The sequence below is a fragment of the Massilia sp. X63 genome (genome assembly GCF_041023745.1).
Classification (GTDB): domain Bacteria; phylum Pseudomonadota; class Gammaproteobacteria; order Burkholderiales; family Burkholderiaceae_D; genus Telluria.
In genome coordinates, this window is record NZ_JBFTEF010000004.1 from 229,747 (window position 1) to 250,475 (window position 20,729).

Annotated in this window: 16 protein-coding genes; 10 read left to right on the plus strand and 6 right to left on the minus strand. The window is 70.4% G+C overall.

The features are described 5' to 3' along the window. Positions 1 to 57: 57 nt before the first annotated feature. From AB3347_RS10405 to AB3347_RS10420, 4 genes are all read left to right on the plus strand, one after another. Positions 58 to 1,473: an oxygenase MpaB family protein gene (locus AB3347_RS10405; protein WP_369091721.1), complete on the plus strand. Its 1,416-nt coding sequence runs from the start codon at positions 58 to 60 to the stop codon at positions 1,471 to 1,473. Further along, a complete protein-coding gene (locus AB3347_RS10410; protein WP_369091722.1) occupies positions 1,470 to 5,030 on the plus strand; it encodes a response regulator in 3,561 nt (1,186 codons plus the stop codon). The genes AB3347_RS10405 and AB3347_RS10410 overlap by 4 nt, the downstream gene beginning before the upstream one ends. Next, positions 5,027 to 5,974: a diguanylate cyclase gene (locus AB3347_RS10415; RefSeq protein WP_369091723.1), complete on the plus strand. Its 948-nt coding sequence runs from the start codon at positions 5,027 to 5,029 to the stop codon at positions 5,972 to 5,974. The genes AB3347_RS10410 and AB3347_RS10415 overlap by 4 nt, the downstream gene beginning before the upstream one ends. A gap of 90 nt (positions 5,975 to 6,064) precedes the next feature. Further along, positions 6,065 to 9,364, plus strand: coding sequence for a response regulator (locus AB3347_RS10420; protein ID WP_369091724.1), 3,300 nt, complete (start codon positions 6,065 to 6,067; stop codon positions 9,362 to 9,364). A gap of 21 nt (positions 9,365 to 9,385) precedes the next feature. Here AB3347_RS10420 and AB3347_RS10425 read toward each other — a convergent pair whose 3' ends face one another. Both AB3347_RS10425 and AB3347_RS10430 read right to left on the minus strand, forming a co-directional pair. Then, positions 9,386 to 10,480 (minus strand): hypothetical protein, encoded by a 1,095-nt coding sequence (locus AB3347_RS10425; protein WP_369091725.1) that lies wholly within the window; start codon positions 10,478 to 10,480, stop codon positions 9,386 to 9,388. A 99-nt stretch (positions 10,481 to 10,579) separates the two neighbouring features. Continuing rightward, positions 10,580 to 11,182 carry a DedA family protein gene (locus AB3347_RS10430; RefSeq protein WP_369091726.1) on the minus strand — a complete coding sequence of 201 codons (603 nt, stop codon included), beginning with the start codon at positions 11,180 to 11,182 and terminating at the stop codon, positions 10,580 to 10,582. Between the two features lie 179 nt (positions 11,183 to 11,361). Here AB3347_RS10430 and AB3347_RS10435 point away from each other — a divergent pair, with 179 nt between their 5' ends. Further along, positions 11,362 to 12,300: a LysR substrate-binding domain-containing protein gene (locus tag AB3347_RS10435; protein WP_369091727.1), complete on the plus strand. Its 939-nt coding sequence runs from the start codon at positions 11,362 to 11,364 to the stop codon at positions 12,298 to 12,300. An 8-nt stretch (positions 12,301 to 12,308) separates the two neighbouring features. Here the strand turns inward: AB3347_RS10435 and AB3347_RS10440 are convergent, their stop codons facing one another. The 3 genes from AB3347_RS10440 to AB3347_RS10450 form a co-directional block, all read right to left on the minus strand. Beyond that, a complete protein-coding gene (locus AB3347_RS10440) occupies positions 12,309 to 13,259 on the minus strand; it encodes a class I SAM-dependent methyltransferase (RefSeq protein ID WP_369091728.1) in 951 nt (316 codons plus the stop codon). A 108-nt stretch (positions 13,260 to 13,367) separates the two neighbouring features. Continuing rightward, the gene (locus AB3347_RS10445) at positions 13,368 to 13,751 is read right to left on the minus strand and encodes an OsmC family protein (RefSeq protein ID WP_369091729.1); all 384 of its coding nucleotides are present in this window, start codon (positions 13,749 to 13,751) and stop codon (positions 13,368 to 13,370) included. A gap of 66 nt (positions 13,752 to 13,817) precedes the next feature. Further along, positions 13,818 to 14,519 carry a pirin family protein gene (locus AB3347_RS10450; RefSeq protein WP_369091730.1) on the minus strand — a complete coding sequence of 234 codons (702 nt, stop codon included), beginning with the start codon at positions 14,517 to 14,519 and terminating at the stop codon, positions 13,818 to 13,820. Between the two features lie 261 nt (positions 14,520 to 14,780). On the opposite strand from AB3347_RS10450, the gene AB3347_RS10455 reads away from it, so the two are divergent. From AB3347_RS10455 to AB3347_RS10465, 3 genes are all read left to right on the plus strand, one after another. Beyond that, complete coding sequence (locus tag AB3347_RS10455; protein WP_369091731.1) at positions 14,781 to 15,302, plus strand: ankyrin repeat domain-containing protein; 522 nt, start codon at positions 14,781 to 14,783, stop codon at positions 15,300 to 15,302. 131 nt (positions 15,303 to 15,433) lie between these two features. Then, positions 15,434 to 17,341 carry a putative bifunctional diguanylate cyclase/phosphodiesterase gene (locus AB3347_RS10460; RefSeq protein WP_369091732.1) on the plus strand — a complete coding sequence of 636 codons (1,908 nt, stop codon included), beginning with the start codon at positions 15,434 to 15,436 and terminating at the stop codon, positions 17,339 to 17,341. Positions 17,342 to 17,407: 66 nt separating this feature from the next. Then, the gene (locus AB3347_RS10465) at positions 17,408 to 17,875 is read left to right on the plus strand and encodes a hypothetical protein (protein WP_369091733.1); all 468 of its coding nucleotides are present in this window, start codon (positions 17,408 to 17,410) and stop codon (positions 17,873 to 17,875) included. On the opposite strand, the gene AB3347_RS10470 is transcribed toward AB3347_RS10465, so the two are convergent. After that, on the minus strand, positions 17,841 to 18,383 hold the full coding sequence (locus tag AB3347_RS10470) for a GNAT family N-acetyltransferase (protein ID WP_369091734.1): 543 nt from the start codon (positions 18,381 to 18,383) through the stop codon (positions 17,841 to 17,843). The genes AB3347_RS10465 and AB3347_RS10470 overlap by 35 nt on opposite strands. A 157-nt stretch (positions 18,384 to 18,540) precedes the next feature. Between AB3347_RS10470 and AB3347_RS10475 the strand changes: the two genes are divergently transcribed. Next, positions 18,541 to 19,755, plus strand: a complete 1,215-nt coding sequence (locus tag AB3347_RS10475) for a sensor histidine kinase (protein ID WP_369091735.1) — start codon at positions 18,541 to 18,543, stop codon at positions 19,753 to 19,755. Then, entirely contained in the window at positions 19,752 to 20,504 is a 753-nt protein-coding gene (locus tag AB3347_RS10480) for a LytR/AlgR family response regulator transcription factor (RefSeq protein ID WP_369091736.1), read from the plus strand. The genes AB3347_RS10475 and AB3347_RS10480 overlap by 4 nt, the downstream gene beginning before the upstream one ends. Positions 20,505 to 20,729: the final 225 nt, after the last annotated feature.

Consider the following 20,729-nt stretch of genomic DNA (forward strand, 5'->3'; position numbering starts at 1 on the left):
CCGGCCGGGCCTAGCCCGGCTTTTTCTTTGCTACGACCCGATCCTGCAGGAGGCCGAATGAAACGCGATGTCGTCGATCCGCTTGCCCTCAATCCCCTTGCCGCGGGTCCCATCGCCGGTGCGCCGCCGCTTGCCTCGATGCGGGCCGACCCGCTCGCGGACGAGGCGGTCGCGCGCATGCTGGCGGGCGCGACCGGCCCGCACGAGATGGCGGCGCGCGTGGCCGCCATCAACCGCGAGATCCAGCGCTGGGACAGCAACGGCGCCCTGGCCGGCTGGGAGCCGGGGCCGGATACCGACCCGCGCACCGGCGCGGCGCTGAAGGACTACCTGGCGGCCTGCGCGGCGCTGCCGGCCTGGGCCGAGCCGGGCAGCATCGCGCGCGCCGAGGCCCTGTTCATGGACATGAGCATGCTGTCCTGCACCCTGCTGTTCTGCGCCAGCCTGCCCGAGTGCTACGTGCTGCCCGACCTGTCGGCGGTGCTGCACGCCGCCGGCCAGCTGGAACAGCATACCGACTACCGCATCCGCTCCACCGCCGCCATGATCTTCCCGGTGATGATGCGCGGCGGCCTCACCGCGCCCGCCGCGGGCGGCTTGGCGCAGGCGCTCAAGGTGCGCATGATCCACGCCACCATCCGCCACCTGATTTTGCGCGGTCCCGTACCCGGCGCGGCCCCGCTCCTGCAGGCCATGCCCCCGGCAGGCGGCGGCCTGTACCACGTGCTGTACGCGCACGGCTGGGACGGCGCGCGCGACGGCCTGCCCTGCAACCAGGAACAGCTGGCCTACACCCTGCTGACCTTCCATTACGTCTTCTTGCGCGGCTTGCGCCGCCTCGGCCTGGGCTTGCCGCGCGCCGACGAGGAAGCCTACCTGCACGCCTGGAACGTGCTGGGCCACGTGCTGGGCATCGAGCGTGGGCTGATGGCCTGGACCATGGAAGAAGCCGAGGCGCGCTTCGCCGCGTTCCAGGCCAGCGGCCTGGGCGATGCGCCTCGGCCCGACCCGCGCCCGGCGCTGGCGGCGGCCCTGATGCGCGAGATGGCGAACCAGCTCCCGCCGCGCCTCCTGAAACCCTTCCCGGTGCTGCTCACGCGCCGCCTGTGCGGGCCGCGGGCCGCCGCCGCGCTCGGACTCGACAGCCGCGTGCCGCTGGCCTCGCGCCTGCTGTTCGCGGCCGGCTTCGGGGCGGTGCGCGCCTTCGATGCCGCGGTGCGCCTGTTCGTGCCCGGTTTCTCGATCTCGCGCATGCTCACCCGGGTGGCCGGCTACCGCCTGGTGACCCGCTTCCTGATGGACCAGACCCGGCCCCTGCGCCTGCCCGAGGCGCTGCTCGGCGAGGTCGCCGGCACCCTGCACGCCTGGCGCCGCGACCCGCTGGCGCCGCGCTGGCTCAGCCGCCTCGAGGCCCGCCTCGCCGGCCATCCCCCACCCGCCGGCCCAGGCCGGAACGACGCCGACCACCGATGAACGCCATGCTCCGCCCGCGGCACGTCCTGCGCACGCGCTTGCGCACCCTCCTGTCCACGGCACTGTCGACCGTGCTGCTGTTGCTGTTGCTGTTGCTGATGCTGCTGGCGGCAGCGCGGCCGGTCCACGCGGCCGGCCCGGCGCCGCTGGAGCTCGGGCGCGAGACCCGGCAGCTGGATGCCTGGCCGGCGCTGACCGTGCTGGTGGACCAGGGTTCGCGGCTGGATGCGCGCGGCGCGCTGGCCGCCGCCGGCCAGGCCGGCCGCTACGCCGCGCCGGGCACGGCCCATGGCGTGCTCCCGCTGATCCAGGAACCGCACTGGCTGCGGGTGCCGTTGCGGCTGGCGCCGGACGCGCCGCGCGACTGGGTCGCGCAGATCGATTTCGGCATCCTCGACCAGGTCGAGTTCTACCTCGCCGAAGGCGGCCATGTGCGCAAGCTGGCCAGCAGCGGCCGCCGCCTGCCCGAGGACGGCGCGCTCAAGGGGCGGGTCCCGGCGGTGGCCCTCAAGCTGGAACCCGGCCGCGAGTATACGCTGCTGGTGCGGGTCTTCGCCAAGGGGCCGCGCATCGCTCCGCTCGGCATCCTGCAGGCCGACAGCTTCCACCAGGTGTCGCTCGCCGAGCAGATGCTGCAGGGCCTGCTGCTGGGCATCGCCGTCTGCCTGATCGCCTACAGCCTGGGCCAATGGATCACCATGCGCGAGCCCCTGTACGGCAAATACGCCATGTACGTCGGCGGCCTGACCCTGTACGCGCTGGTCTGGTTCGGCCTGGGCGAGCAGTTCCTGTGGCGCGGCAGCGAGTGGTTCAGCAAGCACGTGATGGGCCTGTCCTCGATGCTGGCCGCCGCCGGCGCCTACCTGTTCGTCGAGCACATCCTGGCGCGGCCGGGCATGGACCGCAACTTCAGCCGCATCATGAAGGGCGGCGCGCTGCTGTGCGCGCTGGCCGGCCTGCTGTGGGGACTCGGCCTGCTCGACCACCGCATCCTGATCGTGTTCACCATGACGATCGGCAGCGCGCCGATGTTCCTTGGCCTGCCGGGCGCCTGGCGCCGCGTGCGCGCCGGCGACGCGATCGGCGTGTACTTCCTGTTCAGCTGGTTCTTCAGCGCCGGCGGCGCCGTGGTGCAGGCGCTGCTGGCCAGCGGCAAGCTGCCGGCCAACTTCTGGACCATGCATTCGCTGCAGCTGGGCGTCACGGTCGACATGCTGCTGTTCATGCGTATCCTCGGCCTGCGCGCCAAGGCCATGCAAACCGCGATGCTGCGCGCCGAAGCCGAGGCGCGCATGAAGTCGGAGTTCCTGGCCAACATGAGCCACGAGATCCGCACCCCGATGAACGCGATCATCGGCATGAGCCGGCTGGCCCTGATGGGCGAGGCGCCGCCCAAGCTGCGCAACTACCTGTCCAAGATCCTGGGCGCCGGCGAGCACCTGCTGGGCATCGTCAACGACATCCTCGACCACGCCAAGATGGAGGCCGGCAAGCTGGCGATCGAAGCGCTGCCCTTCTCGCTCGACGAGATGCTCGACCACCTGGCGAGCGTCGCCACCGTCAAGAGCGACGCCAAGGGCGTGGAGCTGATCTTCCGCGTCGGTCCGGGGGTGCCGCAGCGCCTGGTGGGCGATCCGCTGCGGCTCGGCCAGGTGCTGGTCAACCTGACCGGCAATGCGGTCAAGTTCACCGAGCAGGGCGAGATCGTGGTCGCGGTCGAAGCGGTGGCGCGCACCGACCGCGACGTCACGCTTGAATTCTCGGTCACCGACACCGGCATCGGCATGAGCGAGGAGCAGATGGGCCGCCTGTTCGAGTCCTTCAGCCAGGCCGACAGCTCGACCACCCGCAAGTACGGCGGCACCGGCCTGGGCCTGTCGATCTCGCGCCAGCTGGTCGAGCTGATGGGCGGCCGCATCGCCGCCAGCAGCGCGCCCGGCGCGGGCAGCCGCTTCGTGTTCAGCGTGCCGCTCGGGATCGACGCCCAGGGCGCCGACGGCCAGCCGGCCGCGCCGGTGCGCCGGACCACGCTCGCCGAGGTGCGCGCCCTGGTGGTGGACGACAGCGCCACCGCGCGCGCCGCCCTGGCCGAGATGCTGGCCTCGCTCGACGTGCAGGCCGACACCGCGGCCTCGGGCGAGGAATGCCTGGCGGCATTGGCGCGTGCCGATGCGAGCGGCCGGCCCTACGGCATCGTGCTGATGGACTACCTGATGCCCGGCCTGGACGGGGTCGAGACGATCCGCCGCATCCGCCGCACCACGCGCAGCGAGGCGCCGCCGGCGATCCTGATGGTGTCGGTATGCAGCCGCGACTCGGTGCTGGAACAGGAAGGCGAATTGCCGGTCGACGCCTTCCTGCACAAGCCGGTCGGCCCGGCCCTGCTGTATCACAGCCTGCTGCAGGTGCTCGACCCGCAACCCGGCCTGCCGGATGCGGCGGCGCTCGCGATCCCGTCGATCGCCGAGCTGCCGCGCCTGGACGGCGCACGCATCCTGCTGGCCGAGGACAATGCCAACAACCGCGAGGTGGCGCTCGACTTCATGGCCGCCGCGCGCATGCAGGTGGACGTGGCCTTCGACGGCCGCGCAGCGGTGCGCATGGCCAGGGAGGGCGACTACGACCTGGTGCTGATGGACATCCAGATGCCCGAACTCGACGGCCTGGGCGCGGCGCGCGAGATCCGCGCCGACCCGCGCCTGCGCACGCTGCCGATCGTGGCGATGACCGCCCACGCCCTGCCGAGCGACCGCCGGAAAAGCCTGGACGCCGGCATGAACGACCACGTGACCAAGCCGATCGATCCCGACCTGCTGTTCTGCAGCCTGCTCAAGTGGATCGATCCGGCGCGCCTTGTGGGCCGCGAGCCGCCGCCGCCGGGCCAGCGTCCAGCGGCCGATCCCGCGGACAAGGCGGACGCCGGCGGCACGGCACTGGCGGCGCTGCCGGCCGTGCCGGGGCTCGACTGGCGCCAGGCGCTGGACAAGGTGGACGGCCAGCGCAGCCGCCTGGAAAAGCGCGCCAGCAGCTTCGTGCGCGAATATGCCGACGCCCCGCGCATCCTGCGCGAAGCCCTGGGCGGCGACGACCATCCGCGCCTGCAGTCGCTGGCGCACAACCTGAAGTCGAGCGCCGCCTACGTGGGCGCATTCGAACTGTCGGCGGCCGCGCACCGCCTCGAGCAGGACCTGCGCAACGGCCAGGCCGATCGCCTCGCGGCCCAGGTGCCGGGGCTGGTCACGGCGGCGGAAACCGTGCTGGCGGCCCTGGCCCAGCTGGCGCAGGCGGCCCAGCCGACCCAGCCCGCTCCGGCCGACGCGCCGCACCTGCCCGGGCTGGCGCGAATAGCGGGACGCCTGCGTGCCTACCTGCAGGCCGACGACGCACGCGCCGAGGACGCCCTGGCCGAACTGGAGGCGGTGCTGGCGGGCGGCGCCCACCGCGCCGCGCTGGCCGAACTGCAGCGCGCGGTCCAGGATCTGGAATACGAAGCGGCGTTGGCCCCGCTCGCGGCGCTGGTCGCGGCGCTTGAACTGAACATGGAGGAGCCGGCATGAACGGCGTGGAGATGCAAAAGGTCCTGGTCGCCGACGACGATGCGGTGAACCGCGAGGTATTGGGCGAGCTGCTCAAGCCCGAATACACGGTGCTGCTGGCCAGGAACGGGGCCCAGACCCTGGAGCGCGCGATGCGCCACCTGCCCGACCTGGTCCTGCTCGACGTCATGATGCCGGACATGGACGGCTACGAGGTGCTGCGCCGCCTGCGCGCCGATCCGCTGACCGCACACATCTCGGTGATCTTCATCTCGGGCCTGGACCGGCCCGAGGACGAGGCCAGCGGCCTGAAGATGGGTGCCTCGGACTACATCACCAAGCCCTTCAACCAGACCGTGGTCATGGCGCGCGTGGCCCTGCACCTGCAGGTGGTGCGCCAGCGCAGGATGCTGGAGCGGCTGGCCAATATCGACGGCCTGACCGAGCTGGCCAACCGCCGCCGCTTCGACGAGGTCTACGAGCTCGAATGGCAGCGCGCCCGCCGCAGCGGGCGCCCGCTGTCGCTGGCCCTGCTCGACATCGACGCCTTCAAGCAGTACAACGACCGCTACGCGCACCCGGCCGGCGACCGCGCCCTGCGCGCGGTGGCGCGCCTGGCCGCCGGCGCGACGCGCCGCCCCGGGGACCTGGCCGCGCGCTACGGCGGCGAGGAGCTGGTGCTGCTGCTCCCCGAGACCGGCGCGCTGGAGGCCGCCCACCTGGCGGCGCAGCTGCGCGACGCCGTCGCCGCCCTGATGATCGTCCACGAGGCGTCCAGCGTGGCGCAGGTGCTGACCGTCAGCGTCGGCGGGGCCACGCTCGAACCGGGCAGCCTGGAAACGGCGCCCGCGCTGTTCGAGGCCGCCGATACCGAACTGTACCGCGCCAAGCAGGCCGGCCGCCACCGGGTCTCGTGGCGCGACTCCGGCGCCGCCGTCCCGTGCGCGCGCAGCCTGGCCCCGTAGCACCGCTCCCTGCCGCGCCCACGCACGGCGCCACCGTTTGAAAGCACGCACTTGTCGTCGACTATCCTGACTCTCCGCTGGCCCTGCGTTATGCAAGGCGCATCGCGCCAGGCCGCCGCCTGCCTGCGCGCGCCCACCCTGCTGATCGCGGTCGCGCTGCTTCTGCTGGCCGGGCTGGCGCCGCTTCAGGCCGGCGCCGCCGCCCCGGCCTCGATCCTGACCCTGAGCCGGGATGCCGAACATGTCGACGCCTGGCCGGCGCTGACGATCCTGCGCGATCCCGCCGGCCGGCTCGACGCCGCGTCCGCCCTGGCGCGCGCCGGCGAGTTCGCCCGTCCGCAGACCGCCACTGCAACCCTGGGCATGCAGCCCGGCACCACCTGGGTGCGCATCCCGGTCGCGCTGGCGGCCGACGCCACCAATGGCTGGGTGCTGCAGATCGATTTCGCCCTGCTCGACGAGGTCGACGTGCACGTGGCCGGCCGCGACGGGCTGCGCCGGGTCGCGAGCCTGGGCCGCATGCAGCATCCGAGCGGCGACAGCCTCGAGGGACGGGTGCCGGCCGCCGTGCTGCGCCTCGCGCCCGGCCAGGAATATACGGTGCTGCTGCGGGTCGCCTCGGTTGGCCCGAAAATCCTGCCGGTCAGCTTCCTGCAGCCGCAGGCGGTGCTCGCGGAAGCCCTCGGCGAGCAAATCCTGCAGGGACTGCTGCTGGGGCTGCGCATCACCCTGTTCCTGTACGCCGTCGGCCAGTGGCTGACGCTGCGCGAGCCGCTGTTCGGCAAGTACGCGTTGCTGGCCGGCGGCGTCACGGTGTATTCGGCCTGCTGGTTCGGTACCGCCGGCCAGTACCTGTGGCCGGGAAATGCCTGGCTGCTCGAGCATGGGGCCGGCATCGCGTCGATCCTGTCGTCCTGCGGCGCCTACCTGTTCGTCGAGCAGTCGCTGGCGCGGCCCGGCAAGGACCGCATCTTCAGCCGCGTGATGAAGACCCTGGCCGTCCTGTGCCTGGTGACCGCGCTCGGATTCGGCGCCGGCCTGATCAGCCACGAGCGCCTGGTCCTGATCGTCGGCACCCTGGGCGTGCTGCCGATGCTGTGCGGCCTGCCCGGCGCCTTCCGCCGCGCCCGCGCCGGCGATCCGGTGGGCAGTTACTTCCTGGTCGGCTGGGCGGTGGCCTTCGCCGCCGCGGTGGTCACGGCCCAGCTCATCAACGGCAAGCTGCCGGCGAATTTCTGGACCATGCACGCACTGGTGTTCGGCAGCACCTTCGACATGCTGATCTTCATGCGCATCCTGGGGCTGCGCACCAAGGCCATGCAGAGCGCCATGCTGCGCGCCGAAGCCAGCACCCGCATGAAGTCGGAATTCCTGGCCAACATGAGCCACGAGATCCGCACCCCGATGAACGCCATCATCGGCATGAGCCGCCTGGCCCTGATGCGCGAGCCGGCACCGGCCCTGCGCAACTACCTGGACAAGATCCTCGGCGCCAGCGAGCACCTGATGGGCATCATCAACGACGTCCTCGACTTCTCGCGCATCGAAGCCGGCAAGCTGACGATCGAATCGGTGCCGTTCGACCTCGACGACATGCTGGGCCAGCTGGCCAGCCTGACCGACGTCAAAACCGGGGCCAAGGGCATCGAACTGATCTTCCGCGTCGCCCCCGGGGTGCCGCAGCGCCTGGTGGGCGACCCGCTGCGCCTGGGCCAGGTGCTGATCAACCTGACCGGCAATGCGGTGAAGTTCACCGAGCGCGGCGAGATCGTGGTCGCGGTCGAGGCGCTGCGTAGCGAAGGCAGACGGCTGACGCTGGCTTTCTCGGTGAGCGATACCGGCATCGGCATGACGCCCGAACAGATCGGCCGCCTGTTCCAGTCCTTCAGCCAGGCCGACAGCTCGACCACCCGCAAGTACGGCGGCACCGGCCTGGGCCTGTCGATCTCGCGCCGCCTGGTGGACCTGATGGGCGGCGACATCACGGTGCGCAGCACGCCCGGCCAGGGCAGCTGCTTCACCTTCACGCTGCCGCTCGAGCTGCCCGCCGACGATGCCGGCGGCCAGGCGGCCGCGACCCGCCAGGCCCTGCTGCTCGACCTGCCCGCCCTGGTGGTGGACGACAGCGCCACCGCGCGCGCCGCGCTGTCCGAAATGCTCGGCGCCCTCGGCGTACGCGCCGACACCGCCGCGTCGGGCGAGGAAGCCCTGGTCCTGATGGCGAACGCCGCCCGCTCCGGCCAGCCCTACCGTTTCGTCCTGATGGACTACCTGATGCCGGGCCTGGACGGCGTGGAGACGATTCGCCGCATCCGCCACGGCGTGCCCGCCGGCGGCGCCGAGGCGCCGCCGGCGATCCTGATGGTCTCGGCCTGCACCCGCGAGGCGGTGCTGGAACAACAGGGCAAGCTCCCGGTGGACGCCTTCCTGCACAAGCCGGTGGGACCGGCCCTGCTGGCCCACAGCCTGCTGCAGGTGCTGCACCCGCAGGCCGTCCCCGGCAGCACCGACGTGGTAACCGATCCGGCGGCGGCGCTGCCGCGCCTGGACGGCGCCCGCATCCTGCTGGCCGAGGACAACGCCAACAACCGGGAAGTGGCGCTCGACTTCATGGCGGCCGCGCGCATGCAGGTGGACGTCGCCATGAACGGCGTCGAAGCGGTACGGATGGCGTCAAGCGGCGACTACGACCTGGTGCTGATGGACATCCAGATGCCGGAGATGGACGGCTTCGCGGCCACGCGCGCGATCCGCAGCGACCCGCGGCTGCGCAGCCTGCCGGTGGTCGCCATGACCGCGCACGCACTGGAGAGCGAACGCGCCCTGAGCCACCAGGCCGGCATGAACGACCATGTGACGAAACCGATCGACCCCGACCTGCTGTTCTGCACCCTGCTCAAGTGGATCGACCCGGCGCGGCTGCAGGGGCGCCCGCTGCCGCCCGCGCCCGACGCGGACGCGGCCCCTGCGGCGGCGGCCGACCAGGCGGCGCTGGCCGGCCTGCCGGACCTGCCGGGAATCGACTGGCGCCTGGCCCTCGACAGCGTCGACGGCAAGCGCAGCCGCCTGCAGAAGCGCGCAGGCAGCTTCGTGCGCGAGTACGGGAGCGCTCCCGCGATCCTGCGCGAATCCCTGGCCGCGGGCGACTATTCGCGCCTGCAGTGGCTGGCACACAATCTGAAATCGGGAGCGGCCTACGTCGGCGCCGTCGAACTGGCAGCCGCGGCCAACCGCATGGAGCAGGACCTGCGAGCCGCCCAGTTCGAGCGGCTCGGGGGGCAGGTAGCGGCCCTGGTGACGGCCGTCGAGAGCGTGCTGGCGGGCCTGGCCAGGGTGGCGGCCGCCCAGCTGGACCCCGGCCTGGACGCAAGCGCCGTCAAGGCCGCCTGAGCGGCCCGGACGCGTAGACGCTCAGCCGCGGCAGACCAGACCGAAGCGGGTCGCCTCGCAGCCGCGCTTGAGGCAGGCGGTGGCGTGGTAGCCGGCCGCGCGGCACATGCGCAGGGTTTGCTCCAGCGGGCTGTCGGCCACCGGTGGCGGCGCTGCCGCCGGCGCAGACGGACGCGCGGCCGGCGCCGGGCGCGCCGGTGTCGGGCTCGCGCGCGCCACCACGCGTTCGCGCGCAGGCGCCGGCTTCTTCGCCACCGCGCGCTGGCGTTTGACCGGTTCGGCGGCGGCCACTACACGGCGCTCACGCTCGGGACTGCGCCGTACGACCGGCTTGTCGGCAGGCTTGGCGGCAAGTTTGTCGGCCGATTTGTCGGCAGGCTTAGCGGCCGCGATGGTCGCTGCCGCCGTCGCCGCGCCGGCGAGCTGGGACGCCGGCAGCGCCTCCTCTCGTGGCGCTTCCGGCGCCGGCGGCGCGCCGGCCATGGACGCCGCACCCACCTGTTCGGGCGGCAACAATTTGAGCGGCGGCAGTTCCGCGGCCGGCTCGGGCGGCGCCGCCGGCAAGGCCGCGCTCGCCGCCGGCGGGCTGTGATCGGCCACCACCGCCAGGGTCGATTCGACCTGGGTGTCGCGGTACATCCAGGCAGCGGTGGCGACGACCGCGGCGGCCGCCCCCAGCCCGACGCTCCACCCCAGCAGCTTGCGGCCCCAGCGTTCGGTCCAGGACGGCCCATCCTGCTCGAGCGGAATGCTCCAGTCGGGCTGTCGGCTGGAGTAGGAGGCAAGTTCCGGGTCGATATGCTGCTCGGTCCGCGGCGGCGCGAAGACCGGCGACGCTTGCGCTGCGGCCGCCCCCGGTGGCGATGCTGGCGGCCGGGTCGGCGGAATCGGCCGATGCAACGGCGCTGCACCCGGCGACGGCACGGGCGCCGGCGCCCGATTGCGCCAGACACCGGCATGCCGGCGCAGGCCGGGGTCTGCGGCGGGCGCGGCAAGGGACGACGGCGTCGCCACGTCGACGTGCTGCGGTGGCGGGACAGTCTGGATTCGACGGACCGGCAAGGCCGGCATGCCGGACTGGCTGTCGTCGATGTCTTCCAACAATCGGTTCTTCATGGGCGGGGCCTGCTTTCGATCAGGCCGAGTGTAGCCCAAGCCGGGAAAACCTGCGTGCTGCAGTGCGGCAGGAACGCCACAGGCGCCGCGGCCGCCTGCTCAGGCCTTGGCCGGACGGTGGGTGATCACGCGGTACACATACCAGGCCAGCAGGATGCCGAAAATGCCCTTCGACACCGGATCGACGTATTTGCCGACCTGTTCGTAGTTACTCTCCAGCAAGAAACCAGCGCCGGTCAAGACCCCGGTCCAGGCCAGCGAGCCGATCGTCGAATAGAGCAAGAACTGGCCCCAGGACATGCAGGCGAGGCCGGCCGGCACCGAGATCAGGGTGCGGATCGCCGGGATCAGGCGCCCGAACAGCACCACCGAGCGCCCGTGGCGGTCGAAGGCGGCAATCGCCTTGTCGATGTCTTCGCCGGTCACGGTCATCCAGCGCGCATGGCGGTCGGCGAATTGCTTGAGGCGTTCCTTGCCGTACTTGCGGGCGCCCCAGTACCAGGGCAAGGCGCCGGCAATCGAGCCGGCGGTGCCGGCGGCCAGCACGCCCACCAGGCTCAGGTCGCCGCGGGCGACGACGAAACCGGCAAAGGGCATGATCAGCTCGGAGGGAATCGGCGGAAAGATATTCTCGAGCGCCATCAGCAGGAACACGCCGATGTAGCCGCTTTTTTCCAGGAAACCGGTAATGAATTCGAACATGGTGGATCGCCGTTGGACAGGTCAGGCTTCACCCTAGCATGTTGGCATGAATGCTAGCGCTCGCCTGCCTTCGGACGCGCGCTCCGGCGCCGGGGCCCCGCGAACATGCGACAATCCGGTATTGAAACGCCAACATCAACGCCAACATCAACGCCAACAACAGCGACAAAGGACCGTAATTGCTGAAGCTCAGCCTGGACGCACTCGAAATCGTCGAAACCATTGCCCGCAAGGGCTCCTTCGCGGGCGCCGCCAAGGAACTGTTCCGGGTTCCTTCCACGATCTCGTACACGGTGTCCAAGCTCGAGGACGACCTCGGCGTGCGCCTGTTCGACCGCTTCGGACCGAAGGTGGCCCTGACGCCGGCCGGCAAGGAATTGCTGAAAGAGGGTCGCTACCTGCTGCGCGCCGCGGGCGACCTCGAGTCGCGCGTGCGCCGCGTCGCTTCCGGCTGGGAGACCGAGCTGGCGATCGGCATGGATTCGATGCTCTCCCCGGCTGCCCTGCAGCCCGAGATCGACGCCTTCTACGCCGTGGCCGACCAGACCCGCTTGCGCCTGGTGCGCGAAGTGCTGTCCGGCACCTGGGACGCCCTGCTCGACCGCCGCGTCGACCTGCTGCTGGGCGCCGCTGGCGAAGGTCCCTCGGGCGGCGGCTACACCGCCGAGCCGATCGGCCGCAGCAGCTTCGTGTTCGCGGTGGCGCCCGGGCATCCGCTGGCCGCGGTCGACCGCCCGCTCGACAAGGCCGACCTGCTGGACTACCGCGCGGTCGCGGTATCGGACTCGGCGCGCCAGCTGGGGCCCCGCACCGTGGGCCTGCTGTTCGGCCAGGACATGCTGGCGGTGCCCGACATGGAGACCAAGTACAGCTTCCAGCTGCGCGGCATCGGCTTCGGCTTCCTGCCCGAAGCCTGGGCCCGCCCCGCGATCGAGGCCGGGCTGCTGGTCGAGAAGGAGGTGGTCGAGCCCAAGCCGGACGAGACCTTCTACCTGGCCTGGCGCAGCGGCGAGGAAGGCGCGGCCCTGTCGTGGTGGCTGGACCGGGTGCGCGCCGGCGCGCCTTTCGCGCGCATGATCGCGCGCCACTGCCGCGAGGCGCACCAGGGACTGGCGTAGCGGACCGCTCAGTGGGGCCGGGCGAAGTACACGAAGGTGCTCTTCGGATACAGGTGCCGGTAGACCGGACGGGCCAGGGTCTTGAGTGCGGATTTCGGCTCCATCCAGCCCGAACTGCAGTTGTAGAGCTTGCGCAGCGAGGGCCGTAGCGGCACCAGCCCGGCTTCGCGGCCCAGCGCGGTCAGCGAGTCGTAGGTGAAGGCGTTGATGTGCTCGAAGGGCGCGATGGCCATGATCTCGCCTTCGCTGAGCGCCGCGAAGTTCTTGGCGCCGAGCAGCTTGCGGATCGATTTGGCGGAATTCGGCACGCTGATCTTCACCAGCCCGCCCGGCCGCAGGGCGCCGGCCAGGCACTCGAGCATGGCGCCGGGTTCCAGCAGGTGTTCGAAGACCTGCTCGGTATTAATGAAGTGAAATTCATCCTGCGGCAGCGTGGCCGCGTCGACCACCGGGATGCCGACCGACCTGGCGTAGTCGATGCGTACCTGCGACAGCTCGGCGCCGCAGACCTGGATGCCGTAGGCGCCCGCCATTTTCGCCCACTCGGCCCAGCCGAAGCCGAAGTCGAGGGCCCTGATGCTGCTGGGGCGCAGGCGGAAGTGGTCGAGCACGAACTCCACCTGCTCGGCCAGGTAGCGGTAATCGTCCAGGCCCCAGCGCGCCGCCACCGCCTCGCGTTCGGCGGCCGGAAGCCAGCGGTCGTAGATTTCCTCGAGCAGTGCGGGCGCCGGCACCTGGGTCTGGAAGGCCAGGCCGCAATGGCCGCACTGGGCCAGTTCGTAGTCGTAGCCGGCGAAATCGCGCCCGACCCGCTGCCCGTAGTGCGCCTGCATGTAGCGGCTGATGCCGGGACTGTCGAGCGGCTCGCTGTACAGCGTCCTGGTGGACCTACGCCGGCAAGCGGGGCAATGCTCGCGCTTGACCAGCACGGAATCCTGCGGGTGTTCCGGATCGGGCATGCCGGCCTCCTTCGTGCAGTGGAAACGCCAAGGGTACCGCTGACAGGGGCGATGGTAGGCCAAACGGCGCGGCCGCGCCATCCCGGCGCCAAGCGTGCGCAGGGTGCCTCAAGCGGCCTGGGTCTCGATCCGTATGCTGCCCGACAAGGTTTTATGCACCGGGCATTTGTTCGCGATATCGGTCAGGCGCGCGCGCTCTTCCGGACCGAGCGCGCCGACGTACTCGATGTGGCGTTGCAGCGCATAGCCGCCCTCGGCCGGACCATGGGCGATGCGCACCCGCACGTCGTCCAGCGCCATGCCCTTGCGGCGCGCGTACATCGTCACCGTCAGCGTGGTGCAGGCGGCCAGGGCCGCCGCCAGCAGATCGTGCGGTTCCGGCCCGCTGTCCTCGCCGCCCAGGGCCGCGGGGACGTCGCTCAGCAGTTGGTGGCTGCCGATCGTGATTTGCTGCTGCAGCTTGCCGCTGCCCTTGCGTGCATGCACTTCCATGGTCTTTCTCCTGTTCGTTGGCGCGGGCCGGGCCCGCGCCGGATGCCGTGCGGCTGAGCGGCAGGCTCAGTGCGGGAGGTCGAAGACCAGGATCTCGGCCGCTTCGGCCTGTTCCAGGCGCACCGCGTCCTCGTCGGTGATCTTCAGCGCATCGCCGTCCTGCAGCTGCACGCCGTTGACCGTGGCGCGGCCGCGGATCACGTGCACGTAGGCCTGGCGTCCGGCCGCCAGCGGGTGGCGCAAGGCATCGCCGCCGTTCATGATGGTGGCGTAGATCGCGGCATCCTGGCGCATCGACACCGATCCTTCGCGGCCGTCGTTCGAGGCGATCAGGCGCAGCCGGCCCTGCTTCGAGGCGGCGTCGAAATGCTTCTCTTCGTAGCCCGGCGCCTCGTTGGCGGTGTTCGGCTCGATCCAGATCTGCAGGAAGTGCACGCCTTCGTCTTTCGAGTGGTTGTACTCGCTGTGCACGACGCCGCTGCCGGCGCTCATGCGCTGCACGTCGCCGTAGCGCAGCACCGAACCGTTGCCCATGCTGTCCTTGTGCTCGAGCGCGCCCTCCAGCACATAGGAGATGATTTCCATGTTGCGGTGGCCGTGCGAATCGAAGCCGCGGCCGGGCGCGACGTGGTCCTCGTTGATGACACGCAGCGGACCGAAGCCCATGTGCTTCTGGTCATAGTAGTGACCGAACGAGAAACTGTGCTGGGATGTCAGCCAGCCGAAGCTGGCGGCGCCGCGTTCATTGCTTTTACGTACGTTCAACATACTGCTCTCCTTGTCGTTGTTGGATCATCGAAGGCCTCGATCGTTGCCACCACGCCGCTTCGGCGGCGCCTGATTTCTTGTCTTCGATGCGATGGAACCATTATGAGCGCCCCAAGGGGAATTGAAAAACGAGTAATTTACCGCCGAATCATCGAATTTTTCGAACATCGCTGCGGCGTCCCGCGCCGTGCTCCCCGACTGGCCTCGCTGTGGTCTAATCTTCCTGTTCGATCCCGCTATTGCCCGCCCATGGAGCCGCCGATGCATCCTGCCCGCCCCGACCCGAACGAACTCGACGACGATACCCTGGCCTTCGTGCGCATGGTGTTCCAGCACGCCCGCAGCGGCGATGCCGATGCGCTCGCCACGCTGCTGGCGCAGGGGCTGCCTCCCAACCTGCGCAACGAGCGCGGCGACAGCCTGCTGATGCTGGCCTGCTACCACGGCCATGCCGACGCCGCGCGCGTGCTGCTCGAACACGGCGCCGACCCGGAACTGATGAACGACGCCGGCCAGACCCCGCTGGCCGGGGCCGCGTTCAAGGGCGACCTGGCCGTGGCCACGCTGCTGCTGGACTATGGGGCCCGGGTCGGCACGGCCGGCCCGAACGGCAAACATGCCCTGATGTTCGCTGCCATGTTCAACCGAAGCGACATCGCCCGGCTGCTGCTGGCGCGCGGCGCCGATCCGCGCGCACCCGACGCCGACGGCGTTACCGCGCTGGCGGCGGCGCAGCGCATGGGTGCGGCCGACACCGCGGCCTTGCTGGCTGCACTGGGCTGAGGAGTGCACGCGGAGGATTCGTTTGCCTTATGCAACATTGCAAACTATCTGTGGTTCTGGCGTAATATTCTGGCTTGACACACCGGAGATTGGACCTGGTTCAGAAGAGACAACATTGAACGGATCCCAGGATGGAACGACCCCGCATTCCGCTGGATGAGGCACAGCGCCTGGCGGCCCTGCACGCCACCCGGCTGCTCGGCAGCGCCCCCGAGGAAACCTTCGACCGCATTACGCGCACGGCCGCGCGCCTGCTCGACGTCCCGATCGCCCTGGTCTCGCTGATCGACAAGGACCGCCAGTGGTTCAAGTCGCGCACCGGCCTGGACGCCGCCGAGACGCCGCGCGAGATCTCGTTCTGCGGCCACGCGATCCTCGCCGACGAGCCGCTGGTGGTGCCGGACGCGGCCCAGGACGCGCGCTTCGCCGACAATCCGCTGGTCACCGGTTCGCTGCACCTGCGCTTCTATGCCGGGGTGCAGCTGTATTCGGTCGAGCGCAAGAAGATCGGCACCCTGTGCGTCATCGACCGCAAGCCGCGCCAGCTCGCGCCGGGCGACCTGGACGCGCTGCGCGACCTGGCCCGCATGGTGGAACAGCTGGTCTACCACCGGCAGCTCGCCATGGCCGCCCAGGCGCTGAGCGAAAGCCTGCAGGACGAACCGGCTGGCGGGGCTTGCCGCGACAGGGAGCGCGCCGCGCCGTCGGGCGATCTGGCCTGGCTGGTGGCGCACGACCTGCTGACCGGCCTGCCCAACCGCCAGGCCATGCTGCGCGCCCTCCAGCACAGCATCGCCGGCTGGCGCGAACACGGCACGCCGGCGGTGGTCGCCTGCATCAACGTCGACCGCTTCAAGCACTTCAACGAACTGCTGGGACATCGCGCCGGCGACGAAATCCTGGTGGCGATCGCGACCAGCCTGCAGGCGCTGCTGCGCGAGGGCGACATGCTGGCGCGCGCCGGCAGCGACGAATTCCTGGTGCTGCTGCATGCGCGCGGCGAGCATCCGGAACCGGAGCGCGCACTCGACCGCATCATGGCGGCGGCCAACCGCGCCATTCCGACCCCGGGCGGCGAGATCGCCCTCACCTGCTGCATCGGCAGCGCCCTGCTGCCGCAGGACGGGATGGATGCCGACGCCCTGCTGAACAACGCCGTCACCGCGCTGCGCCACGCCAAGGCGCAGGGGCGCGGCGTCATGGTCCGCTTCACGCCGGACCTGCGCACCGAGCATGGCCGCCGCCTGACGCTCGAAAGCCACCTGCGGCGCGCCATCGCGCAGGAAGAACTGTTCGTCGAATACCAGCCCAAGGTCGATCTGCGCGCCGACACCCTGGCCGGCTTCGAGGCGCTGGTGCGCTGGCGCCATCCGGAATACGGCGTGATCGCGCCCGACGAATTCATCCCGATCGCGGAAGAGAGCGGCATGGTGGTGGCGATCGGCGAATGGGTGCTGCGCAGCGCGGTTGCCCAGCTGAGCGCCTGGCGCAGCGAGGGCCTGCCGCTGGCGCCGGTGGCGGTCAACCTGTCGGCGCGCCAGTTCCTCCAGAGCGACGTGGTCGCGATGGTCCGCGCACAGCTGGCACAGTCCGGCCTCGCTCCCGCGCTGCTGGAACTGGAGCTGACCGAGAGCGTCTCGATGGCCGACCCGGAACGCAGCGTGGTGGTGATGCGCGCGCTCGGCGAGCTCGGCGTCATGCTCAGCATCGACGACTTCGGTACCGGTTACTCCAGTTTCGCCTATCTGCGCCGCCTGCCGCTGGACAAGCTCAAGATCGACAAGTCCTTTGTCCAGGACATGGCGCACAGCGCCGAATCCTCGGCCATCGTGCAGGCGATCGTCGCGATGGCGCACCGCCTGCAGCTGACCGTGATCGCCGAAGGGGTCGAGACCGCCGACCAGGTCGCGGCGCTGCGCAAGGCCGAGTGCGACCAGATCCAGGGCTACTATTATTCGAAGCCGCTGGCAGCCGAGGACTGCGCCGCCTTCATCCGGCGCTACGCGGCCGAGCCGGCGCTGGACGCGGCCGCCAGCTGAGCCAGCCCGGCAGCGGCGGCTTGCCGATATAATCCTTCGCTAGCGCAACCACACCGAAGGATCACGATGAAAGCATTGCCCCTCGCCCTCGCCCTCCCCCTGCTGTCCGGTGCCGCCCTGGCCGACGATGCCGGCATCCTCAAGTGCCGCACGCTGGCCGATGCCGGCGCCCGCCTGGCCTGCTACGACGCGATCCAGCTGGGGGCCAGGCCGTCGGCGGCCGCCGTCGCGGCGGCGCCCGCGGCCGCGCCCGCAGCCGCCAGGGAGGACAACTTCGGCATCGAGGCGAAGCAGCAGCGCGAGGCCCAGCCGCAGTCGATCACCAGCACCATCCCCGGCGAATTCCAGGGCTGGGGGCCCGGTGCGCAGATCCGCCTGGCCAACGGCCAGGTGTGGCGCATCATCGACGGCAGCGAAGCGGTGCTGCCGCCGATGCGCGACCCCAAGGTCACGATCGAACGCAACGTGTTTGGCACCCTGTTCCTGAAGGTGGCCGGGACTAACAACTCGGCCAAGGTACGGCGGGTGCAGTAAGCCTGCGCACCATGTACTGCGCGCCGCCCGGATAGCTCGCCAGGGCGGCGCCGGCGTCCGGGTGATCCGGGTCGCCGGGCCGGTAGCCGAGCGCACTCCAGAACCGCGCCGTGTCCTGCACCGACACCAGGGCCGACGCCTGCCATCGGCGCGCCGGCGCCTGCGCCAGCAGGTGGTCGACCAGCCGCCGCGCCAGGCCGCGGCCGAGCGCACGCGGCGCCACCGCCAGGTCGTGCAGGTAGAGCGTGTCGGCGCCGGCGGCCACCTCGAAACCTGCGCCGAGCGGGGTCACCTTGCCCAGCATGCTCGGATACGCGAACAGGTAGGCGCATACCCCTGCTTCATCCTCTGCCGCGATGCAGGTGCCGGCGGCGGCATGCAGGCGCGCCAGCACCACCTCGGCCGCCTCCTGCATCGCCGGTGGATAGCAGGCGGCCTGCACGTCGAGGACAGCGTCGAGATCCTCCGCGCAGATGGCGCGGATGCGGTGGCGGTATGGATGTTGCATGCTTCGGGCCCGGCAAAAGCCGCGATGGTAGCACGCAGCCGGGCGCCTTCGTACTTCGTTCCCGCCGCTTCGTCGTTCGTCGCGCCGCGCTTCCCGCCGGCGGCCGGCTTTCCTAGACTTGCCACATTGCCTTATATTGAACAACAAGGAGAACACGATGTGGCGCAAGATCATCGCTTGGTACGAGGAACTCGAACGCGAACACCTGGCCGTCATGGAGCGCCCGGAGCTCGCCGCGCAGGTGGCGCCGGGCTACCGGCGCAAGATGGCGCAGAACATCGCCGCGATGTCGCCGGTCGAGCGTCGCCAGCTGCGCGATTTTTCGCTCAACTACCGCGGCCGGCGCCTGTGGATCACGCTGGCCTGGTTCGCCGCGGCCTTCACCGCGGCCGGCATTCTGACCGAACTGGTCATGAACAAAGGCAGCTGGTTCCTGCCGATCCTCGCGTTCAACATGATGGGTTTCGGCCTGCTGGTGGGCGGCATCGCGGTGTGGTTCAACTCCGGCGAGGTGTTCAGGAACAAGCGCAGGTTCGTCCTGGGCCTGCTGACCGGGATACTGGGCGCCTGTGTCGGCATCGCCATCGGTAACCCCGCACCCCTGGCCGAGCAGTTGCCACGGATTATGCGGGTGCTGCCGGCGGCGGCCCTGGTCGGACTGCTGTGCGCGGTGCCGCTGCTGATGCTCGGTTCATATCGCCGGCGCCAGCATGCGGCGCTCCTGGACCAGCTGCAGCGCGACGCCGAACGCGAACGGCTGGCGCGCGAGCTGAGCGAATCGCAGTTGCGCATGCTGCGCGCCCAGATCGAGCCGCACTTCCTGTTCAACACCTTGGGCGCGGTGCAGCAGCTGGCGCTCGAGGGCGCCCCGCGCGCCGCCGCGCTGACCGCCGACCTGATCGCCTTCCTGCGCGCCAGTTTCAGCGACATGCGCTGTGCCCAGATGAGCCTCGCCAGCGAATTCGCCACCGTCGAATCCTACCTGCGCGTGATGCAGGCCCGCCTGGGCGCCCGCCTGCGCTTCGCGCTGTCGCTGCCTGACGCCCTGGCCCCGGTCGAGGTGCCGAGCATGATCGTCCTGACCCTGGTGGAGAACGCGATCAAGCACGGCATCGAGCCTGCGCTGCGCGGGGGCGAGATCCGCGTGCGCGCCGAAGCGGAGGACGGCTTGCTCCGCATCGGCGTCCACGACAGCGGGGTGGGCATGAGCGCCACGCCGGGCAACGGCGCCGGCCTGGACAACGTGCGCCGGCGCCTCCAGCTGGCCTATGGCGACGCCGCCGGCCTGGCGCTGCGCGAAGCCGAACCGGGGCTGGTCGCCGAGATCACGCTGCCGCTCATGCTGCCGTCCACGCAAAAGGAATCCGCATGACCCGGGTGATGATCGCCGAGGATGAACCGCTGATGCGCGAGCGCCTGGCCGGCCTGCTGGCCGCGGGCTGGCCCGAGGCCGAGCTGGTGCTGCAGGCCGAGAACGGCAACGACGCCTGGGACGGCTTCCTGGAACACCAGCCGGAGGTGGTGTTCCTCGACATCCGCATGCCGGGCCTGTCCGGGCTCGAGGTGGCCGAACGCATCGGCGACAGCGCCCATGTGGTGTTCGTGACGGCCTACGACCAGTACGCGGTCGACGCCTTCGACGCCGGCGCGGTGGACTACCTGCTCAAGCCGGTGCAGGCCGAACGCATGGAGCGCGCGCTGGCGCGCATCCGCGCCAAGCTGAGCGTGAGCAAGCCGCCGGCCGACCTGGGCGACCTGCTACGCCAGCTGAAATCCACCTTGCCCGGCGCCCGCAGCGAAAAAATGAAATGGATCAAGGCCACGGTCGGCAAGCAGATCCGCCTGATCGACGTCGACGAGGTGCTGTTCTTCCAGTCCGACACCAAGTACACCCGGGTGGTGCTGCCCGATTCCGAAGCGCTGGTGCGCATCCCCCTGAAAGACCTGCTGGGCGGCCTCGACCCTGAGCGCTTCTGGCAGATCCACCGCGGCACCCTGGTCAACGTGCGCGCGATCGCGGCCGTGGAAAAGCTCGACGCCGAAAGGATGCAGGTCCTGCTGCGCGGCTGCCCGGAGAAGCTGCCGGTGAGCCGCACGTTCACGCACCTGTTCCGGGATTGACCCAGAAGGCTAGCCAAAGCCGGCACGCGATTTCGTCAATTTCAGACTTGTAAAATTTCCTCTGTTATATAATTCACATGAGGAGACCGGGCCCGTGCGTGCGTCGGCCTGCTTTACGTAAAAAGGGGATGCGATGACAACAGGCAGCAGCAAGGACCCGAGGGCGTGCCGGCCGCACGATCGGGCCGCGCATGGCCGGGCGGCCGCTCGCGGCCAGAGGCCGAA

Bases quoted from the DNA above. Each gene is read 5' to 3' on its own strand.
- AB3347_RS10405 (WP_369091721.1), top strand. From the start codon at position 58: ATGAAACGCGATGTCGTCGATCCGCTTGCCCTCAATCCCCTTGCCGCG.
- AB3347_RS10410 (WP_369091722.1), top strand. From the start codon at position 1,470: ATGAACGCCATGCTCCGCCCGCGGCACGTCCTGCGCACGCGCTTGCGC.
- AB3347_RS10415 (WP_369091723.1), top strand. From the start codon at position 5,027: ATGAACGGCGTGGAGATGCAAAAGGTCCTGGTCGCCGACGACGATGCG.
- AB3347_RS10420 (WP_369091724.1), top strand. From the start codon at position 6,065: ATGCAAGGCGCATCGCGCCAGGCCGCCGCCTGCCTGCGCGCGCCCACC.
- AB3347_RS10425 (WP_369091725.1), bottom strand. From the start codon at position 10,480: ATGAAGAACCGATTGTTGGAAGACATCGACGACAGCCAGTCCGGCATG.
- AB3347_RS10430 (WP_369091726.1), bottom strand. From the start codon at position 11,182: ATGTTCGAATTCATTACCGGTTTCCTGGAAAAAAGCGGCTACATCGGC.
- AB3347_RS10440 (WP_369091728.1), bottom strand. From the start codon at position 13,259: ATGCCCGATCCGGAACACCCGCAGGATTCCGTGCTGGTCAAGCGCGAG.
- AB3347_RS10445 (WP_369091729.1), bottom strand. From the start codon at position 13,751: ATGGAAGTGCATGCACGCAAGGGCAGCGGCAAGCTGCAGCAGCAAATC.
- AB3347_RS10450 (WP_369091730.1), bottom strand. From the start codon at position 14,519: ATGTTGAACGTACGTAAAAGCAATGAACGCGGCGCCGCCAGCTTCGGC.
- AB3347_RS10455 (WP_369091731.1), top strand. From the start codon at position 14,781: ATGCATCCTGCCCGCCCCGACCCGAACGAACTCGACGACGATACCCTG.
- AB3347_RS10460 (WP_369091732.1), top strand. From the start codon at position 15,434: ATGGAACGACCCCGCATTCCGCTGGATGAGGCACAGCGCCTGGCGGCC.
- AB3347_RS10465 (WP_369091733.1), top strand. From the start codon at position 17,408: ATGAAAGCATTGCCCCTCGCCCTCGCCCTCCCCCTGCTGTCCGGTGCC.
- AB3347_RS10470 (WP_369091734.1), bottom strand. From the start codon at position 18,383: ATGCAACATCCATACCGCCACCGCATCCGCGCCATCTGCGCGGAGGAT.
- AB3347_RS10475 (WP_369091735.1), top strand. From the start codon at position 18,541: ATGTGGCGCAAGATCATCGCTTGGTACGAGGAACTCGAACGCGAACAC.
- AB3347_RS10480 (WP_369091736.1), top strand. From the start codon at position 19,752: ATGACCCGGGTGATGATCGCCGAGGATGAACCGCTGATGCGCGAGCGC.